Consider the following 15,740-nt stretch of genomic DNA (forward strand, 5'->3'; position numbering starts at 1 on the left):
AACGGCCCACGACACGGTGCTGCGGTGCAGCGCGGCGGTCAGACCGCCGTCACGCAGGTCATGCCGAGCAGGGCTGACCCGCGTCCCACGCACCCCAGACGTTGCTCCCGGGCACCTCGCCACGGGTCCACCACTGGGCGGTGTGGTTGACGCCCGCACGGGAGACGACGGCGCCGCCCGTGTAGGTCGCCTCGAGCGAGAACGCCGGGGCGCACTTGACGACCTCGACCACGGGGGCCGTGCCGCACGGGCCGATCTTCTGCCACGGGCTGCCCGAGGTCGCTGCCGGAGCCGTACCGCGGGTCCACCACTTGGCCTTGTACTCGGCGCCGTCGTGCGAGACGACGTCACCCGAGCTGTAGACGCCCGAGCCGAACCACGGCGCGGCGCACTGCGCGTCGACCCCGGGTCCGGGCGTCGAGGCGCGCAGGGTCGAGCCGAGCGTCCCGCCGAGCTCGTTCTTGTAGTCACCGCTCAGGTCCCACCACATGGCCCCGCCGTACCCCTGGACCGCGAGCCACTCTGCCTTGGCGTTGACCGACGCCGGGTCGTCGAAGCTCCACCACTGGTCGCCGTCGTAGCGCCACGACGCGCCGACCGTCGGGTCGAAGAACGCCTTGCCGAACGTGCGCAGCTCGGCGTAGGTCTTGGTGCCGACGTAGCCCTCAGCAGGCTTCCAGGCCGCGCTGCCGTCCTCGACGCCGTACCAGCCGTGGCCGTACGCCGCGAGACCCGCGTTGAGCTGCTGGGGGTCCGCCCCGGCGTTCACGTACATGCCCATGGCGCCGTCGAGGCCCAGGCCCCAGTTCTCGGTGCCGTCCGGGTGCAGGTTGCCCTGGTGCCCGGTCTTGTCGGGGACCCAGCCGCCGTGGAAGTCGTAGCCCTGGACGTTGAGGAAGTCGACCGACGCGAAGAAGCGCTTGTCGAGCCAGCCGCCCTGACCCGCGTTCCAGCCGCCGGCCGGCGCGAACGCCGTGAGCAGGTAGTCCTCACCGTCCTGGTCGCCCAGCGCGTCGAGCGAGGAGCGGAACTCCTCCATGAGGAGCAGGAAGTTCTCCTTGTCCTCGGGACGTGCGTTGGCGGTCTCGCCGCCCGTGACAGGCCACTCCCAGTCGATGTCGATGCCGTCGAAGATGCCGGCCGCAGCACCCGGGCCGCCCTTGTCACCGATCTGGGGCAGGTTGCCCTTGATGTAGATGTCGAGGCACGAGTCGACGAGCCGGGTGCGCCCCTCGGCCGTCGAGGCGGCCTCGGAGAAGTTGTCCGACCAGGTCCAACCACCCAGCGACACGAGGATCTTGGTGTCCGGGCTGACCTCCTTGAGCTTGCGGAGCTGGTTGAAGTTGCCCGCGAGCGCCTGGCCGGGCTTGTCGGCCTTGCCGTCCACGGAGCTCTTGGCGGGGACGAGGCGCAGGAAGTCGTTCTGCGCGTCACCCTCGCCGGGCTCCTCGGTGATGTCGCACACCAGGTCGGTCGTGACGTTGCCGAACGCGTAGTTGAGGTGGGTCAGGTCCTTGATCGCGCCCGAGGACACGAGGTTCGCGACGTGGAAGTCGCGCGTGACGGGGCTGTCGGCCATGAGGTAGCCGACGCTGCGGTAGCCGTTGATGTCGTCGGGGCCCGCGGTCGTCGCAGCGGGCTTGGCAGAAGCGACGGACTGGGTCGCGACGGCCTGGGCAGCGGGGGCCACCGGGACGGATGCCGCGAGCACCGCTGCTGCGGCGATCGCCACCGGCGCGAGCCGGCGCGTGGGTGTGTCTTGCATGAAGGGCCTCGTTGCTCTCCTCCGGGCACGCCCGGAACTTTGTTCGGACGCCTCGCACATTAGCCGTGCTGAGAACCTTTGCCAAGACCCTTAACCAATAAGTTTCCTACCGGTCCCCGAGGCGTCCCTTTTGCCCCGTCAACAGGTGTTTTACACCTCGCCCCACCGAGGCCCGTTCGGGAGATTCACCCGATCTTCAGGCACGCGTCGTACGCTCGAACGGTGCTACCGGAGACCCCTGCCACGACCCCGACGACCGACGACGTCCTGCACCTCCTGCGCGGCAAGCGGCTGACCGCCCTGACCGGCGCGGGCATCTCGACGGACTCGGGCATCCCCGACTACCGCGGCCCCGACTCTCCCCCGCGCAACCCCATGACGTACCAGCAGTTCGTCGGCGACGAGGCCTTCCGCCGTCACTACTGGGCGCGGAACCACGTCGGCTGGCAGCGCGTGCACCGCACGCACCCCAACGGCGGGCACAAGGCTCTCGTGCGGCTCGAGGAACGCGGCATCCTCGAGGGGATCATCACGCAGAACGTGGACCTGCTCCACGAGGACGCGGGCTCGCGCAACGTGATCGACCTGCACGGGCGCTACGACCGCGTGATCTGCCTGTCGTGCGCGCGCGTCGTCTCGCGCGAGCACCTGGCCGACCGCCTCACCGAGCTCAACCCGCACTTCCTCGAGAGCATCGGCGACCTCGAGGACGTCGAGACCGCTCCCGACGCCGACGCGGTCATCGAGTCGACCGCGCACTTCGTACCCGCCGCGTGCGAGTTCTGCGGCGGCATGCTCAAGCCGGAGATCGTGTACTTCGGCGAGAACGTGCCGCGCGAGCGGGTCGAGCGGGCCTACGCCATGGTCGACGCCGCGGACGCGCTGCTCGTCGCGGGCTCGTCGCTGACCGTCATGAGCGGGCTGCGGTTCGTCAAGCACGCCGTGAAGACCGACAAGCCCGTCGTGATCGTCAACCGCGGCGCGACCCGGGGCGACCCGCTCGCGACGATCAAGCTCGAGGCCGGCGTCTCCGAGACGCTCGAGGAGTTCGCGGACAGGCTCTGACGGGCCGTCTCGCGCCGGGGGCTTCGCGTGGAGCCCGCGCCGAGAAGTGAGCAGATGCCCCTGGATCGCTCGATCCAGGGGCATCTGCTCACTTCTCGGCCGGAGGTCCCCTCAGGCACCGAGCCGGATCGCCACGATGCCCACGACGGCGCAGACCGTCGCCGTGACGCGCCGTGCGCTCAGCGGTTCACGGAACACGAGGAAGCCGATCGCTCCGGCCGCGAGCACGCCCGTCTCGCGCAGCGCCGAGACGACCGCGAGCGGTGCGATCGACTGCGCCCAGACCACGATCGTGTAGGCCGCGAGCGAGAGGACGCCGCCCAGCACCCCCATCGGTGCGTGCGTGCGCAGCCCTCGCACGAACTCGCCCTTGTCCCGCGCCAGCAGCAGGCACGTGAGCGGGATCGAGACCCCCTGGAGCAGGAACAGCCATGCTGCGTAGCCGAGCGGCTCGCCCGAGAGGCGCACCCCGACGCCGTCGAGCACCGAGTACGCCGTGATGGTGAGGCCGACGACGACCGAGATGAGCGTGCCGGTCGCGCTCGCGCGGCCCTTGGGCGCCCACGCGAGCGTGAGCAGCGCCAGCGCGACGACCGCGACGCCCCCGAGCTGCGCCGCGGTCATCACCTCCCCGAGGAAGACCGTCGAGACGAGGGTGATGCCGAGCACCGCGATGCCGCGGGTGAGGGGGTAGGCGCTCCCGAACTCCGACTTCGCGTACGCCGCGGTGAGCAGCAGGAGGTAGAGCGTCTGCACGGCGGCCGAGACCAGGAGGTACGGCCACGCCTCCCGGTCGGGGAGCGGCAGCACCAGGCAGGCCGCTCCTCCGACCACGAGGTACACGAGCGCGATGAGCGTCGAGCAGACGAGCCGGGCGGGGATGGCCTTGGCGATCGCGTTCCAGGTGCCGTGCAGGACCGCAGCACCGAGGACGACGGCGACGACCGACCCGGTCACTCCGCTTCCGCCGGCACGTCCCCGCCCTCGGAGCCGGCACCGACCGGGCCGGCGCCGTGGGCCACGCGCACCGCGTGGAGCAGGACGGCCTGCTCGGGCCGGAGCGCGGGCATCACCACGCCCACGGTGGCCAGGACCGGACCGCTCAGGGTGAGCGGCCCGCCGTCCCACCAGGGTGCCGGGTCGGCGCCGTGCGGGACCCCGCCGACGAGGACCGGTTCGACGCGGTAGGTCCCGGTAGCGTCGAGCCCCGGGAGCCGGATCCGCCCCGGGCTCGCCACGGCGGCCCGCGTGAGCGAGACGTACGAGTACAGCCCCTCCGAGCCGTCGGCCGCCACGACGCCGTGCAGTGCGAGAGAGGCGTCAGGATGGTCGAGGCGCACGACCTCTCCTCCGTGCAGCAGCGCGCGGTGCTCCTTGTGGAACGCGATCCACCCGGCCAGCTCGGCGAGCTCGGCCGCGCTCGCCGCCCGCAGGTCCCACTCGACCCCGAGGTGCCCGAACAGCGCGGTGATCGCCCGGAAGGACAGCGCCTGGACCCTGCCCGTGGTGTGCGAGGCGCCCGACGCGACGTGGGCCCCGACGAGCTCGGGGGGCACGAGCTGGCCCGTCCACCGGTTGATCTGCTGACGTTCGAGGGGGTCGTTGTCGTCGGAGGCCCAGACGCGGTCGGTGCGCTCCAGCACACCGAGGTCGACCCGGCCGCCGCCCGAGGAGCACGACTCGATCTCCAGGCCCGGGTAGCGGGACCTCAGCTCGTCCACGAGCCGGTAGAAGGCGAGGGTCTGCTCGTGCACCCCCGGACGCCCGTCGGGCCCGGAGCCCGCGTCGACCAGGTCGCGGTTGTGGTCCCACTTGATGTACGCGATGTCGTACTCGTCGAGGATCGCGCACATCGCGTCGCGGACGTGGGCGTAGCACGCGGGGATCCCAAGGTTCAGGACCTGCTGGTGGCGCGCCTCGACCGGCAACCGGCCTCCGGTCGCCATGATCCACTCGGGGTGCGCGCGTGCGAGCTCGGAGTCGACGCTGATCATCTCGGGCTCGAACCACAGCCCGAACTGCAGGCCGAGGCCACGCACGTGGTCGACGAGCGGGTGCAGCCCGTCGGGCCACACGTCGGGCGAGACGTACCAGTCCCCCAGGCCCGCGCGGTCGTCGCGCCGCCCGCCGAACCACCCGTCGTCGAGCACGAAGCGCTCGACGCCGAGCTCGGCCGCACGGTCGGCGAGCTCCCGCAGGGTGTCGAGGTCGTGGTCGAAGTAGACGGCCTCCCACACGTTGAGCGTGACGGGGCGGGGCGAGGTCGGGTGCTGCGGGCGCGAGCGCAGGTACCGGTGCGTGCGCCGTGCCGCGTCGTCCAGGCCTGCCCCGTAGAAGCCGTGGACCCAGGGGCTCGTGTACCGCTCGCCGCGGGCGAGGCGCACCTCGCCCGGCAGCAGCAGCTCCCCTCCGCCGATCAGCTGTTCGCCGCTCAGGACCCGCTCGACCTGGTGGACGTGGTTGCCGGACCACCCGGTGTGCACCCCCCAGACCTCGCCGTGACCGAAGCCGAACCCCGGCGTGCCGACCGAGAGCACGGTCGCCGCGTCGAGCCCGGTCCGGCCGCGCCTGCCCTCTCTGCGGTGCGCACCGACCGTCACCGTGCTGCGCTGGGGCGCCCGTTCGCCGCCCCACCGTCCGGCCAGGTCGAGGATCTCGCTCGCCTCGGTCGGGGTGGGCAGGCAGAGCAGCAGCTCGTCGAGCTGGTAGTGCCCCTCACCCGTGTTCTCGACCTCCGCGCGCAGGCGCACGGTCCCTGCGACCGACAGCTCGACGGTGAGCTCGAGGCTCAGCTCGGCGTCGTCGTCGACGGCCGTGACGACGAGCGTCCCGCTGCCGTGGTCGACGACCGCGTGGGCCGCGGGCCCGAGCAGCTCGCGCCCGTCGAGCAGCGCCGACGTCGTGCGCCAGCGTGGCGACCAGGCCGTGCCCGCGCGCGACCCACTGAGGCCCGGGCGGCCCATCCAGCCGCGCGTGTGCTCCGGCAGGACCGCGACCCGCACGGGGACGTCGACTTCGCTCGCACCCACGGGCAGGACCGCGGACCTGCGCACGGAGTCGAAGCCGCGCTCGTCGAGGGGGCCACAGTCGGCCCCCCAGTGCACGACGGAGGGAAGGGCGCCGTCGGCGAGATCGAGCGCGAGGGCGACTCCGCCGGAGCGCAGGAGCAGGCCATGGACGGGTCGGTCGGTGGTCATCGGGGACCTCTCTTCGGGTGGTCGTACAGGTTGTTGGCAGTTTCAGGACGAGGGAGGACGGAACGGCAGAATTCCGCTAGTGTTTGCGCCACCATGACGTCCTCATCGAACACATCGCCGAGTGCCGAGCCCTCGTCCAGACCGCGTGCGTCGATCAACGACGTCGCCAAGCACGCGGGGGTCTCCGCACAGACCGTCTCGCGCGTCGCGAACGGGCAGACGAACGTCCGGGCCTCGACGCGAGAGCGCGTACGCGTCTCGATGCAGGCGCTCGGCTACCGGCCCAACAGCGCTGCTCGCATCCTCAAGTCGGGCCGGTTCCGCAGCATCGGGTTCGTCACCTTCAACCTCGCCACGCTCGGCACCGAGCGCACGCTCAACGCCATCGCCGAGGCCTGCGAGGCCGCCGGCTACACGACCACGCTGCTGCCCGTCGAGGACCCGACGCAGCTCGAGGTCGCGGGCGCCTTCAGCCGGCTCGAGGAGCAGGCCGTCGACGGCATCATCCTCGTGATGTCGGCCGAGCTCGACTCGCTCGACGAGCTGAAGCTCACGGCGGACCTCCCCCTCGTCATCGTCGACTCCGACGCCGAGCTGCCGTACACGATCGTCGACACCGACCAGGAGCAGGGTGCTCGGATCGCGCTCGAGCACCTGCTCGGCCTCGGGCACCGCGACATCGCGCACATCTCCGGACCGGCGACGTCCTTCTCGGCCAAGCGCCGAGCTGCCGCCTACCGCCAGATCATGTCCGACGCCGGGCTCGAGCCGCGCCCGGTGGTCGTCGGCGACTGGACGGCGACCTCGGGGATGGAGCGCATGCGCGACCTCCTCGGCTCCGCCCAGCCACCGACAGCCGTGTTCGCGGGCAACGACCAGATGGCGCTCGGAGCCATGCACGCCATCCATGCGCACGGCTGGAAGGTGCCCGACGACGTCAGCGTGGTCGGCTTCGACGACACCGACGACGCGGCCGCATACTGGCCGGCGCTGACCACCGTGCACCAGAACTTCGACGCCGTGGGTCGGCAGGCGACGGAGCTGCTGCTCTCGATCATCGACGGCGACCCGAACGGTACGCAGAAGGTCCTGGTACCGACGCGGCTCGTGGTCCGCGCGAGCACGGGGCCGGCTCGCAGCTAGCCCCACGGGGATCCTCACGCCTCGGTCGGTCCGAGCTCGGGGCGGGCGACGAGCTGCGCGGTCGCCGGGGCGGCGCCGATCGTCTCGAAGACCAGCACCTCGTTCTCCCCGGCCCGGGTCACAGGCAGCGGGACGTACGAGGTGCGCTGCGGCCCACGGCTCCAGTAGCGGCCGAGGTTCACGCCGTTGACCCACAGGACGCCCTTGCCCCACCCGCGCAGGTCGAGGTGAAGGTCTGCCGGCTCGTCGAGCACGAACGAACCACGCACGAACGCCGGTCCGCAGACCGCCGGGCTCCCGTCCCCGCGCCGACGGGCGTCCGTTCCTGTCCCGTCACCCGCGCGGGAGAGCGCCTCCCGGATCGGCCCGAGGTCGTCGAGACGGACCCGCCCGGCGACCCACTCCGCGATCTCGACGCCGTCGAGCGTCACCGGGCCCATGAGCCCCTTGGGCTCGCCCAGCCGCGGGCCGTAGTTCACGCCGCCGAGGTTCTCGACGAGGACGGCGATCCGGCCGCCGTCCTCGCGGGGCAAGGGGGTCATCTTCTCGTGGAGCTCACGGTCGAGCGTCCCGACCGGCACGCCGTCGAGGAAGACCTGGGCGCGGTCCCGCACCTCGGTGAACGTGAGGAGCCCTCCGTGCTCGACCGTGGTCGAGTAGCAGGTGAACCCCCGCGTCGAGCCGAGCTCGGTCGCATCAGGCAGGTGGTCGAAGGTCTGCGCGTCGATGACCGGGACGGACCAGAGCGGCACGGAACGGTCGAAGCGCACCTCGAGCACCGGGGCGTCGACCCGCTCCTCGGGGACCTCGTCGGGCACGGGCGCGTACTTCGCGATCACCTTGCGGAAGCGCCAGTACTTCTCGGTCGGGGTGCCGTCCTCGGCGAGCGGTGCATCGTAGTCGTACGACGTCACGATGGGCCGGTAGGTGCCCTTGTCGTTCGCGCCATTCGTGAACCCGAAGTTCGTGCCGCCGTGGAACATGTAGATGTTGACCGAGGCTCCCGTCGCGAGCAGCTCGTCGAGCTCGCGCGCCGACTCCTCGGCCGAGGTCGTGTGGTGGATCTCGCCCCAGCTGTCGAACCAGCCGCACCAGAACTCCGAGCACATCAACGGTCCGGTCGACTGATGGCGGCGCAGGTCCGCGAGACGCTCGGTCGCGCGCGAACCGAACGAGGCCGTCCGGTGCAGCTCGTCGAGACCGCCGTTCGCGAGCATCTCGTCGGTCGGCTGGTCGACCGTGGTCAACGGCACGTCGATCCCCAGGGCGCGGGTCATCGACGTCAGACGCCGCAGGTACTCGTGGTCGGCACCGTAGGCCCCGTACTCGTTCTCGATCTGCACGAGGACGACAGGCCCGCCGTGCTGGACCTGGCGCGGCCCGACGATCGCGTAGACCTTCTCGAGGTACTCACCGATCGCCTCGAGGTACGCGGGATCGCTCGAGCGCAGCGTGATCGCCGGGTCGGCGACGAGCCATCCGGGGAGTCCCCCGTCGTGCCACTCGGCGCAGATGTACGGGCCCGGACGCACGACGGCGCGCATTCCCTCGGCGTGCACGAGGTCGAGGAAGCGGCCGAGGTCGAGCTGTCCGCCGGTGCGAAACTCGCCTCGGACCGGCGCGTGCTCGTTCCACGGCACGTACGTCTCGATCGTGTTCAGCCCCATGAGGCGTGCCTTGCGGATCCGGTCGCCCCACTGGTCGGGGTGCACGCGGAAGTAGTGCAGCGCGCCCGAGAGGACGCGGAAGGGGACGGCGTCGAGAAGGAAGTCCGTCTCGCCGATGGCGAAGCTGGGCATGCATCATCCTGTAGGTCGTGGAATGGCCCGCGGGGCGGCCGCCGTGACGGCGACAGCCCCGCGGGATGGTGCGGTCGGTGCGCTACTCGTTGACGTTGAAGCCCTGCTCGTTGCCGAACGCGACGAGCGTCTCCTGCCACTCGAGGAGGGCCGCGTTGAGGTCGCCGTTCGAGCCCAGGGCCTTGCCGACCGAGTCGCCGAACACGTTGTTGGCGTAGCCCTGGTACGGCAGGTACTGCCAGTCGGTGACGACCGACGCCGCCGAGGCCGCGCCGACCTGGTTGGCGGGCTGGCCCGCGTAGTTCTCGAACGGGAAGTCGAGGAACTCGGGGTTCGCGAGGTCCGCGACCGTCGACGGGAAGCCCGTCGTGTTGAGCAGCGCGCGACCCTCACCGTCGGCGAGGTACTTGAGGACGCCCGCCGCGGCGGCCTTGTTCGCGCTCTGCTCGGTCACGGCCAGTCCGCTGCCGCCGTTCTCGGCCGAGGCCGGCTGACCGTCCCACGACGGGACCGGGGCGACGCGCCACTTGCCCGCAGGACCGTAGTCGTCCATCCCGCTGATCATCCAGGAGCCCATGAGGAGCGTCGCCAGCTTGTCCTGGGTCAGCGCCTTGGACCACTCGTCCGACCAGGTCGAGAGGCCGGAGAGCTCGCCGGCGGTGAGCCGCTCGCCCCAGAAGTCGGCGAACTTCTTGGTGCCCTCGTCCTGCAGATCGATCGTGACGTTCTCGCCGTCGGTCCGGAACGGCTGACCGCCCGAGGCCCAGATCATGCTGGTGAAGAAGCCCGCGTCACCGCTGTTCGCGATGTAGGCCTCGGGGTCCGCCGCGTGGATCGCCTGCGACGCCGCAGCGAACTCGTCCCACGTCGTGGGTGCGGCCGTCACGCCGGCCTTGTCGTACATGTCCTTGTTGTAGATCATGACCATCGGGCCCGAGTCCATGGGGAGCGCGACGAGCTTGTCCTGCACGTTGACGGCGTTCCACGTCGAGGCCGTAAACCCGTCCTCGTACGTGTCGAGACCGTAGCCGTTCAGGTCGGCGAGCGCCTTGCCGAGGGTCAGCTGCGGGAGGGTCTGGTACTCGACCGGCACGAGGTCGGGGGCACCCTTCCCCGCCTTGATCGCGTTCTGCAGCTTCGTGACCACCGCATCCGGGTTCTCGAGCTTGACGACGTCGAACGTGACGTTCGGGTAGGCCTTCGAGATGCCGTCCGCGATCACCTGGGTGTCGTCCGACCAGGTCCACCAGGTGAGCGTGACATCGCCCTCGAGCGCCTTGTCGGTGTCGGTCGAGCCGCTGTCGGTCCCGGCCGTGCCGGTGCTGCAGCCGGCCAGCACTCCGACGAGCAGTGCACCGGTGCCGACGACGGCTCCGAGGCGCTCCCACCGGCGAGTGGAGATTCTCTTCATTGAGGTGATTCCTTTGCGGTTGGTTGTTCGATTTCTGGTACCGGATGAACCGGACTACTTGACGCTCCCGGCAGTCAGCCCCGACTGCCAGTAGCGCTGGAGGTAGAGGAAGGCCGCCGAGATGGGGATGACGGTGAGCAGCGATCCCGTGATGACGAGGTGGGGGATGGCCTGGCCACCGATCGAGCTCGACTGCGCGGACCACTGCGCCAGCCCGACGGGGAGCGGGTACCACTGGGCGTCGCTCAGCATGATGAGCGGCAGGAAGTAGTTGTTCCAGGTCGCGACGACCGTGAACATCAGCACCGTGATCAGCGCCGGCGCGAGCTGTCGCAGCGCGATCACGAAGAAGATGCGGATCTCCCCGGCACCGTCGAGGCGTGCCGCCTCGAGCAGCTCGTCGGGGATCGCGTCGCGGGCGTACACCCACACGAGGTAGAGGCCGAACGCGCTCACCATCGCCGGGATGATCACCGACCACGGCGTGTTCGTCAGCCCGAGGCCGCTGAAGAGCAGGAACTGCGGGACCGCGAGCGCCGTGCCGGGGATGGCCATCGCGCCGAGGATGATCGCGAACACCCATTTGCGACCGGGGAACCTGTACTTCGCCAGGCCGTAGCCGGCGAGCGTCGCGAGCAGCGTAGCGCCCCCGGCGCCGACGACCACGTAGAACAGCGTGTTCGTGAGCCAGCGAAGGAAGATGCCGTCCTGGTAGGTGAAGGTGTCGGCGATGTTCTGGAACAGGGAGAACTCACCGCTGAACCAGAACGCGAACGATCCGTAGAGGGAGTCCATCGTCTTGGTCGAGTTCACGACGAGCCACCACAGCGGCACGAGGCAGTACAGGAGCATGAGCGTCATGAGGACGCCGAGAAGCAGCGAGGGACGCTTGTGCCGAGGCTTCGGCCTCGCACGGCGCGACTCGTCCCCCGGGATCCGACCGCTGGCGAGACGGCTCGGCGTGCGGCCCTGCCTGCGCCCGGTACTGACGGCGCTCATGCCCCCGCCCCCTTCTTCTCGCCGCCGAGCTGGACGAGGTAGGCCACTACCATGGTGATGACTCCCGAGATGATCGCGATCGCTGCCGCGTAGTTGAACTGCGAACCGGCGAACGACAGGTTGAAGGCGTAGAGGTTCGGCGTGTAGTAGGACGGGATCGAGTTCGGCGCGAGGGTCTGCAGGATCGACGGCTCGTTGAAGAGCTGGAAGCTACCGATCACCGAGAAGACGGTGGCGATGACGAGGGCTCCTCGGATCGACGGGAGCTTGATCGAGAAGATCGTGCGGAACGTCCCGGCGCCGTCGATCTCCGCGGCCTCGTAGAGCTCCTGCGGCACGGACTTGAGCGCGGAGAAGAAGATGAGCATGTTGTAGCCCACGAACTCCCACGTGACGATGTTGCCGATCGAGACCAGGATCAGGTTCGTCGCGAGCGGCGACGGGAGCTCGACCCCGAAGAAGTGGTTCAGGTCGGCGACGAGGCCGAACTGCGAGCCGTACATGTAGCCCCAGATCATCACCGCAACCACCCCGGGCACGGCGTAGGGCAGGAAGATCGACAGCCGGTAGAACGGCACCCAGCGCAGTCGGGCGCTGTCGAGGGCGAGGGCTGCGAACAGCGCCAGCAGGAGCATGATCGGCACCTGCACGAGCAGGAAGATCGCGACCCTGCCCATGGCTTCCCAGAACTTCGGGTCGGTCAGGGCCTGTGCGTAGTTCTCCACCCCCACGAACGAGTTGCCACCCATGAGCGTCTCGCGGAAGAGGCTGAGATAGATCGCGTAGAACAACGGCGCGAGGAAGACGAGCGCGAAGACCAGCATGAACGGCCCGACGAACCACCAGCCGGCCCAGTCCCGGCGGACGCGCCGCCGTGGAGGTGCTGTGGTTCTTGCCGTCGGCACGTGCACGGAGGTCACGGTCGACGGCTCGACCGGTCCCTGCGCCAGAGCGATGTGCGCTCTGGCGCCCACCTCTTGAACGGATGACTTCTTCGACATGCGCGGCCGCACTCCTTCGTGGGTGTTTGCGTTACCAGGAAGATAGTGGGACCTAGTATGTTTACGCAAACAGCATGGAGCCACCGCACGTCACGAAGGAGTAACGAATGCTGGCGACCCCCCTCGCCCAACCGGGCACCAGACCCCCGACCGACGGACCGATCACCACCGTCCACGTCGTCTTCAAGACCCACCTCGACCTGGGGTTCACCGACACCGCCGCGAACGTCACCGATCGGTACGTCCACGAGTACCTTCCGCGCGCCATCGCGCTGGCCGAGGAGCTCGCGCGCAGGGGCGGGGCGGCCCGCTTCGTCTGGACCACCGGTTCCTGGCTGATCCACGAGGCGCTCCGGCTCGGCGACGCCGACGGACGAGCAGCCCTGGAACGAGCGGTCCGGGCCGGTCACGTGACCTGGCACGGGCTCCCGATGACGACCCACACCGAGCTCATGGACGCCGGCCTCGTCGAGCACGGCATCGCGATCGGCCGGTCGCTCGACGCGCGCTTCGGCCACCGCACCCGAGCAGCGAAGATGACCGACGTCCCCGGCCACACGATCGGCCTCGTCCCCTTCCTCGCCCGCGGCGGGCTCGACTTCCTGCACCTGGGCGTCAACGGGGCCTCCGCGGTGCCCGAGGTGCCGGAGTTCTTCGTCTGGCGCGCTCCCGACGGCAGCGAGGTGGTCGTCAACTACGCGCAGAGCTACGGGGCGACCGAGCTGGGTGTGGCCGTCGTGCCCGGCGGCACCGAGGCCCTCCACCTCGCGCACACGGGCGACAACTTCGGACCGCCGCCCGTCGACGAGGTCGAGGCGCTGTTCGCCGAGCTCCAGGCCGCGTACCCGGGCGCCCGGGTGATCGCCTCGACGCTCGACGCGTTCAGCCGGGAGGCGGTCGCGGCCCGCGCGACCCTGCCGGTGCTCGAGCAGGAGATCGGCGACTCCTGGATCCACGGCGTCGCGAGCGATCCCGTGCAGACCGCACGGCTGCGGGCGCTGCTGCGGCTGCGCACCGAGTGGGTCGCCTCGGGCGCGCTCGTACCGGGCACCCAGGAGTGCGACGCGTTCAGCGACGGACTGCTGCTCGTGCCCGAGCACACCTGGGGCGAGGACCTCAAGACCTACCTGCCCGACTACGTGAGCTACGAGAAGGCCGACTTCGAGCGCGCCCGCGCGGCAGACGTCGTCGACCCGTCCGGGAACCCGGCCGCGTTCGACGAGTACGCCTGGGCGTACACCGAGCACCCGAGCCCGCAGGGCCTCGCCTACTCGGCGTTCGAACGCTCGTGGGCCGAGCAACGGGCCCACGTCGACCGCGCGCTCGCCGCCCTCTCGCCCGAGCGCCGGGCCGAGGCCGAGGCCGCGATCGCCGAGACCCGCCCGGCCCTCGGCACGGGTACGGGGTCGAGCGGGACGCACGTCGACCTCGACGCCACGCTCGACGTCGGCGCCTACCGGGTCCGCTTCGGCCCCGACGGCTCGCTCGTCTCCCTCGTCGACCCCGCGGGGACGGACTGGGCGGGACCCGAGCACCCGCTCGCGGCCTACCGCTACGAGACGTTCGACGAGCGCGACGAGGCCCGGTGGATGCGCGAGTACTGCCGCGACATGGACGAGAACGCCCTGTGGGCGGTGCCCGACCAGTCGAAGCCCGGCCTCGCGATCGCCGAGAGGCTGCCGGCCACGACCTTCGCCCCGCGCGTCGTGGCGGGCGAACGCTCGGCCGACGGCACGGGCACGGTCGTGACGCTGCAGCTCGCCCTGCCCGACGCGGCGTGCGACACGTGGGGAGGGCCACGCGACATCCGGTTGACGTACCGCTTCCCGGGCGATCCCGGACCGGTCGGCATCACGCTCGACCTGCGCGGCAAGGATGCCTCCCGTCTCCCCGAGGCAGGGTGGTTGGGCTTCCGCCCGCGCACCGAGCCCGGCGACTGGCGGCTGACCAAGATCGACACGCCGGTCGACCCGCGGTCGGTCGTGCGCAACGGCAACCGCAGCCTGCACGCCGTGGCCGAGGTCACCCACACCGCGGCGCGGACCTTCTCGCTGCGCCCGCTCGACGCGGCGCTCGTCGCGGTCGGGCGCCCCGCGCTCCTCCGTTTCGACAACTCACTGCCCGATCCCGACGAAGGACTTCACGTGAACCTGCACAACAACGTCTGGGGGACGAACTTCACCATGTGGTTCGACGACGACCTACGCTTCCGCTTCGTGCTCACCCTCGGGGACGCACGATGACCGGCGCGCTCGTGACCAGCCCTCCCGTCGTGATGGCCCCACGCTCCGACGGCTTCGAGGTCGTCTGGGGCGTGAGCCGGCTGTGCCGCGGCTGGGTCGAGTGGGAGTCCGACGACGGCTCGCGCGGCACCGCGTCGGGGGACGCGTTCGGCATGGTGCCCCAGGGGGCCCGGGTGCTGCGCGTGCGGGTCGAGGGCCTGCCGCACGGCTCGTGCCTGCGCGTCAGGACCGTCACCGAGGCCGTCGACGCCTCGTCCCCTCGGCACGAGAGCGCGTGGAAGTCGGTGCGCACGCTCGACGGTTCGTCCGAGGACGCGCGCTTCGCGGTGTGGAACGACACCCACCAGCGCGACGACACCCTGAGGGCACTGCACGAGGCGACGCCCGAGGTCGACGTGCTCGTCTGGAACGGCGACCTCTGCAACGACTGGACGGACCCCGCGGAGTTCACCACGACCGTCCTGAACCCTGCGGGCCTGGACGTGAGCGACGGCCGCCCCCTCGCGGTCGTCGTGGGCAACCACGACGTGCGCGGCACGTGGGCGTACCAGCTCGAGGACTTCGTCGCCACGCCGGAGGGGCGGCCGTTCACGGCCTTCCGCATCGGTCCGGTCGCATGCGTCGTGCTGCACACGGGCGAGGACAAGCCCGACGCCCACCCGACCTTCGAGGGACGTGTCGCGTTCGAGCCGCTGCGCGCCGAGCAGGCCAGGTGGCTGCGCGAGGTCACGGCTCGTCCCGAGATCGCGGACGCTCCCTACCGCGTGGTGTTCTGCCACATCCCGCTGCGGTGGATCGACGAGACCGTCGTCGACTACGACGCCGACGGCTACGACTGGTTCAGCCGCATGAGCCGCGACGCGTGGCACGACGCGCTCGTCGGGTGGGGCGCCCAGATCGTCGTGTCAGGGCACACGCACTACCAGACCTCGCTCCCCGCGACCGAGGAGTTCCCGTACGCGCAGCTCATCAGCGGCGGGCCCGACGCCGACACGGCCTCCGACGAGGCGGCCGCGTGGATCGACGGCGAGGCGAGCGCCGACGAGCTCGTGCTCACGATGCGCGACCTCGCAGGCGAGGTCCTGCACGAGGTCCGTCTGCCACCGCTCGCCTGACG

Annotated in this window: 11 protein-coding genes; 4 read left to right on the forward strand and 7 right to left on the reverse strand. The window is 70.6% G+C overall.

The window, feature by feature from the left end:
• Positions 1 to 58: 58 nt before the first annotated feature.
• Positions 59 to 1,765 carry a glycosyl hydrolase family 18 protein gene (locus ACIPWA_RS08300; protein ID WP_400289397.1) on the reverse strand — a complete coding sequence of 569 codons (1,707 nt, stop codon included), beginning with the start codon at positions 1,763 to 1,765 and terminating at the stop codon, positions 59 to 61.
• 222 nt (positions 1,766 to 1,987) lie between these two features.
• Between ACIPWA_RS08300 and ACIPWA_RS08305 the strand changes: the two genes are divergently transcribed.
• The gene (locus ACIPWA_RS08305) at positions 1,988 to 2,830 is read left to right on the forward strand and encodes an NAD-dependent protein deacetylase (RefSeq protein WP_400289398.1); all 843 of its coding nucleotides are present in this window, start codon (positions 1,988 to 1,990) and stop codon (positions 2,828 to 2,830) included.
• A 111-nt stretch (positions 2,831 to 2,941) separates the two neighbouring features.
• Here the strand turns inward: ACIPWA_RS08305 and ACIPWA_RS08310 are convergent, their stop codons facing one another.
• On the reverse strand, positions 2,942 to 3,787 hold the full coding sequence (locus ACIPWA_RS08310) for an EamA family transporter (protein ID WP_400289399.1): 846 nt from the start codon (positions 3,785 to 3,787) through the stop codon (positions 2,942 to 2,944).
• On the reverse strand, positions 3,784 to 6,027 hold the full coding sequence (locus ACIPWA_RS08315; RefSeq protein WP_068625493.1) for an alpha-galactosidase: 2,244 nt from the start codon (positions 6,025 to 6,027) through the stop codon (positions 3,784 to 3,786). The genes ACIPWA_RS08310 and ACIPWA_RS08315 overlap by 4 nt, the downstream gene beginning before the upstream one ends.
• Before the next feature lie 93 nt (positions 6,028 to 6,120).
• Between ACIPWA_RS08315 and ACIPWA_RS08320 the strand changes: the two genes are divergently transcribed.
• Positions 6,121 to 7,170: a LacI family DNA-binding transcriptional regulator gene (locus tag ACIPWA_RS08320; protein WP_400289401.1), complete on the forward strand. Its 1,050-nt coding sequence runs from the start codon at positions 6,121 to 6,123 to the stop codon at positions 7,168 to 7,170.
• A 14-nt stretch (positions 7,171 to 7,184) separates the two neighbouring features.
• Here ACIPWA_RS08320 and ACIPWA_RS08325 read toward each other — a convergent pair whose 3' ends face one another.
• The 4 genes from ACIPWA_RS08325 to ACIPWA_RS08340 all read right to left on the reverse strand — a co-directional run bounded on the left by ACIPWA_RS08325 (position 7,185) and on the right by ACIPWA_RS08340 (position 12,380).
• Positions 7,185 to 8,969 carry a glycoside hydrolase family 35 protein gene (locus ACIPWA_RS08325; RefSeq protein WP_400289402.1) on the reverse strand — a complete coding sequence of 595 codons (1,785 nt, stop codon included), beginning with the start codon at positions 8,967 to 8,969 and terminating at the stop codon, positions 7,185 to 7,187.
• Between the two features lie 82 nt (positions 8,970 to 9,051).
• On the reverse strand, positions 9,052 to 10,380 hold the full coding sequence (locus tag ACIPWA_RS08330) for an ABC transporter substrate-binding protein (RefSeq protein ID WP_068625496.1): 1,329 nt from the start codon (positions 10,378 to 10,380) through the stop codon (positions 9,052 to 9,054).
• Between the two features lie 54 nt (positions 10,381 to 10,434).
• Positions 10,435 to 11,379, reverse strand: a complete 945-nt coding sequence (locus ACIPWA_RS08335) for a carbohydrate ABC transporter permease (RefSeq protein ID WP_068625497.1) — start codon at positions 11,377 to 11,379, stop codon at positions 10,435 to 10,437.
• Positions 11,376 to 12,380: a carbohydrate ABC transporter permease gene (locus tag ACIPWA_RS08340; RefSeq protein WP_400289403.1), complete on the reverse strand. Its 1,005-nt coding sequence runs from the start codon at positions 12,378 to 12,380 to the stop codon at positions 11,376 to 11,378. Before ACIPWA_RS08340 ends, ACIPWA_RS08335 begins: the two co-directional genes overlap by 4 nt.
• A gap of 107 nt (positions 12,381 to 12,487) precedes the next feature.
• On the opposite strand from ACIPWA_RS08340, the gene ACIPWA_RS08345 reads away from it, so the two are divergent.
• A complete protein-coding gene (locus ACIPWA_RS08345; RefSeq protein WP_400289404.1) occupies positions 12,488 to 14,623 on the forward strand; it encodes a DUF5054 domain-containing protein in 2,136 nt (711 codons plus the stop codon).
• Between the two features lie 11 nt (positions 14,624 to 14,634).
• The gene (locus ACIPWA_RS08350; protein ID WP_400289405.1) at positions 14,635 to 15,738 is read left to right on the forward strand and encodes a metallophosphoesterase family protein; all 1,104 of its coding nucleotides are present in this window, start codon (positions 14,635 to 14,637) and stop codon (positions 15,736 to 15,738) included.
• Positions 15,739 to 15,740 lie beyond the last annotated feature (2 nt).

Origin of the sequence: Oerskovia enterophila (assembly GCF_044748475.1) — a bacterium.
Classification (GTDB): domain Bacteria; phylum Actinomycetota; class Actinomycetes; order Actinomycetales; family Cellulomonadaceae; genus Oerskovia; species Oerskovia enterophila.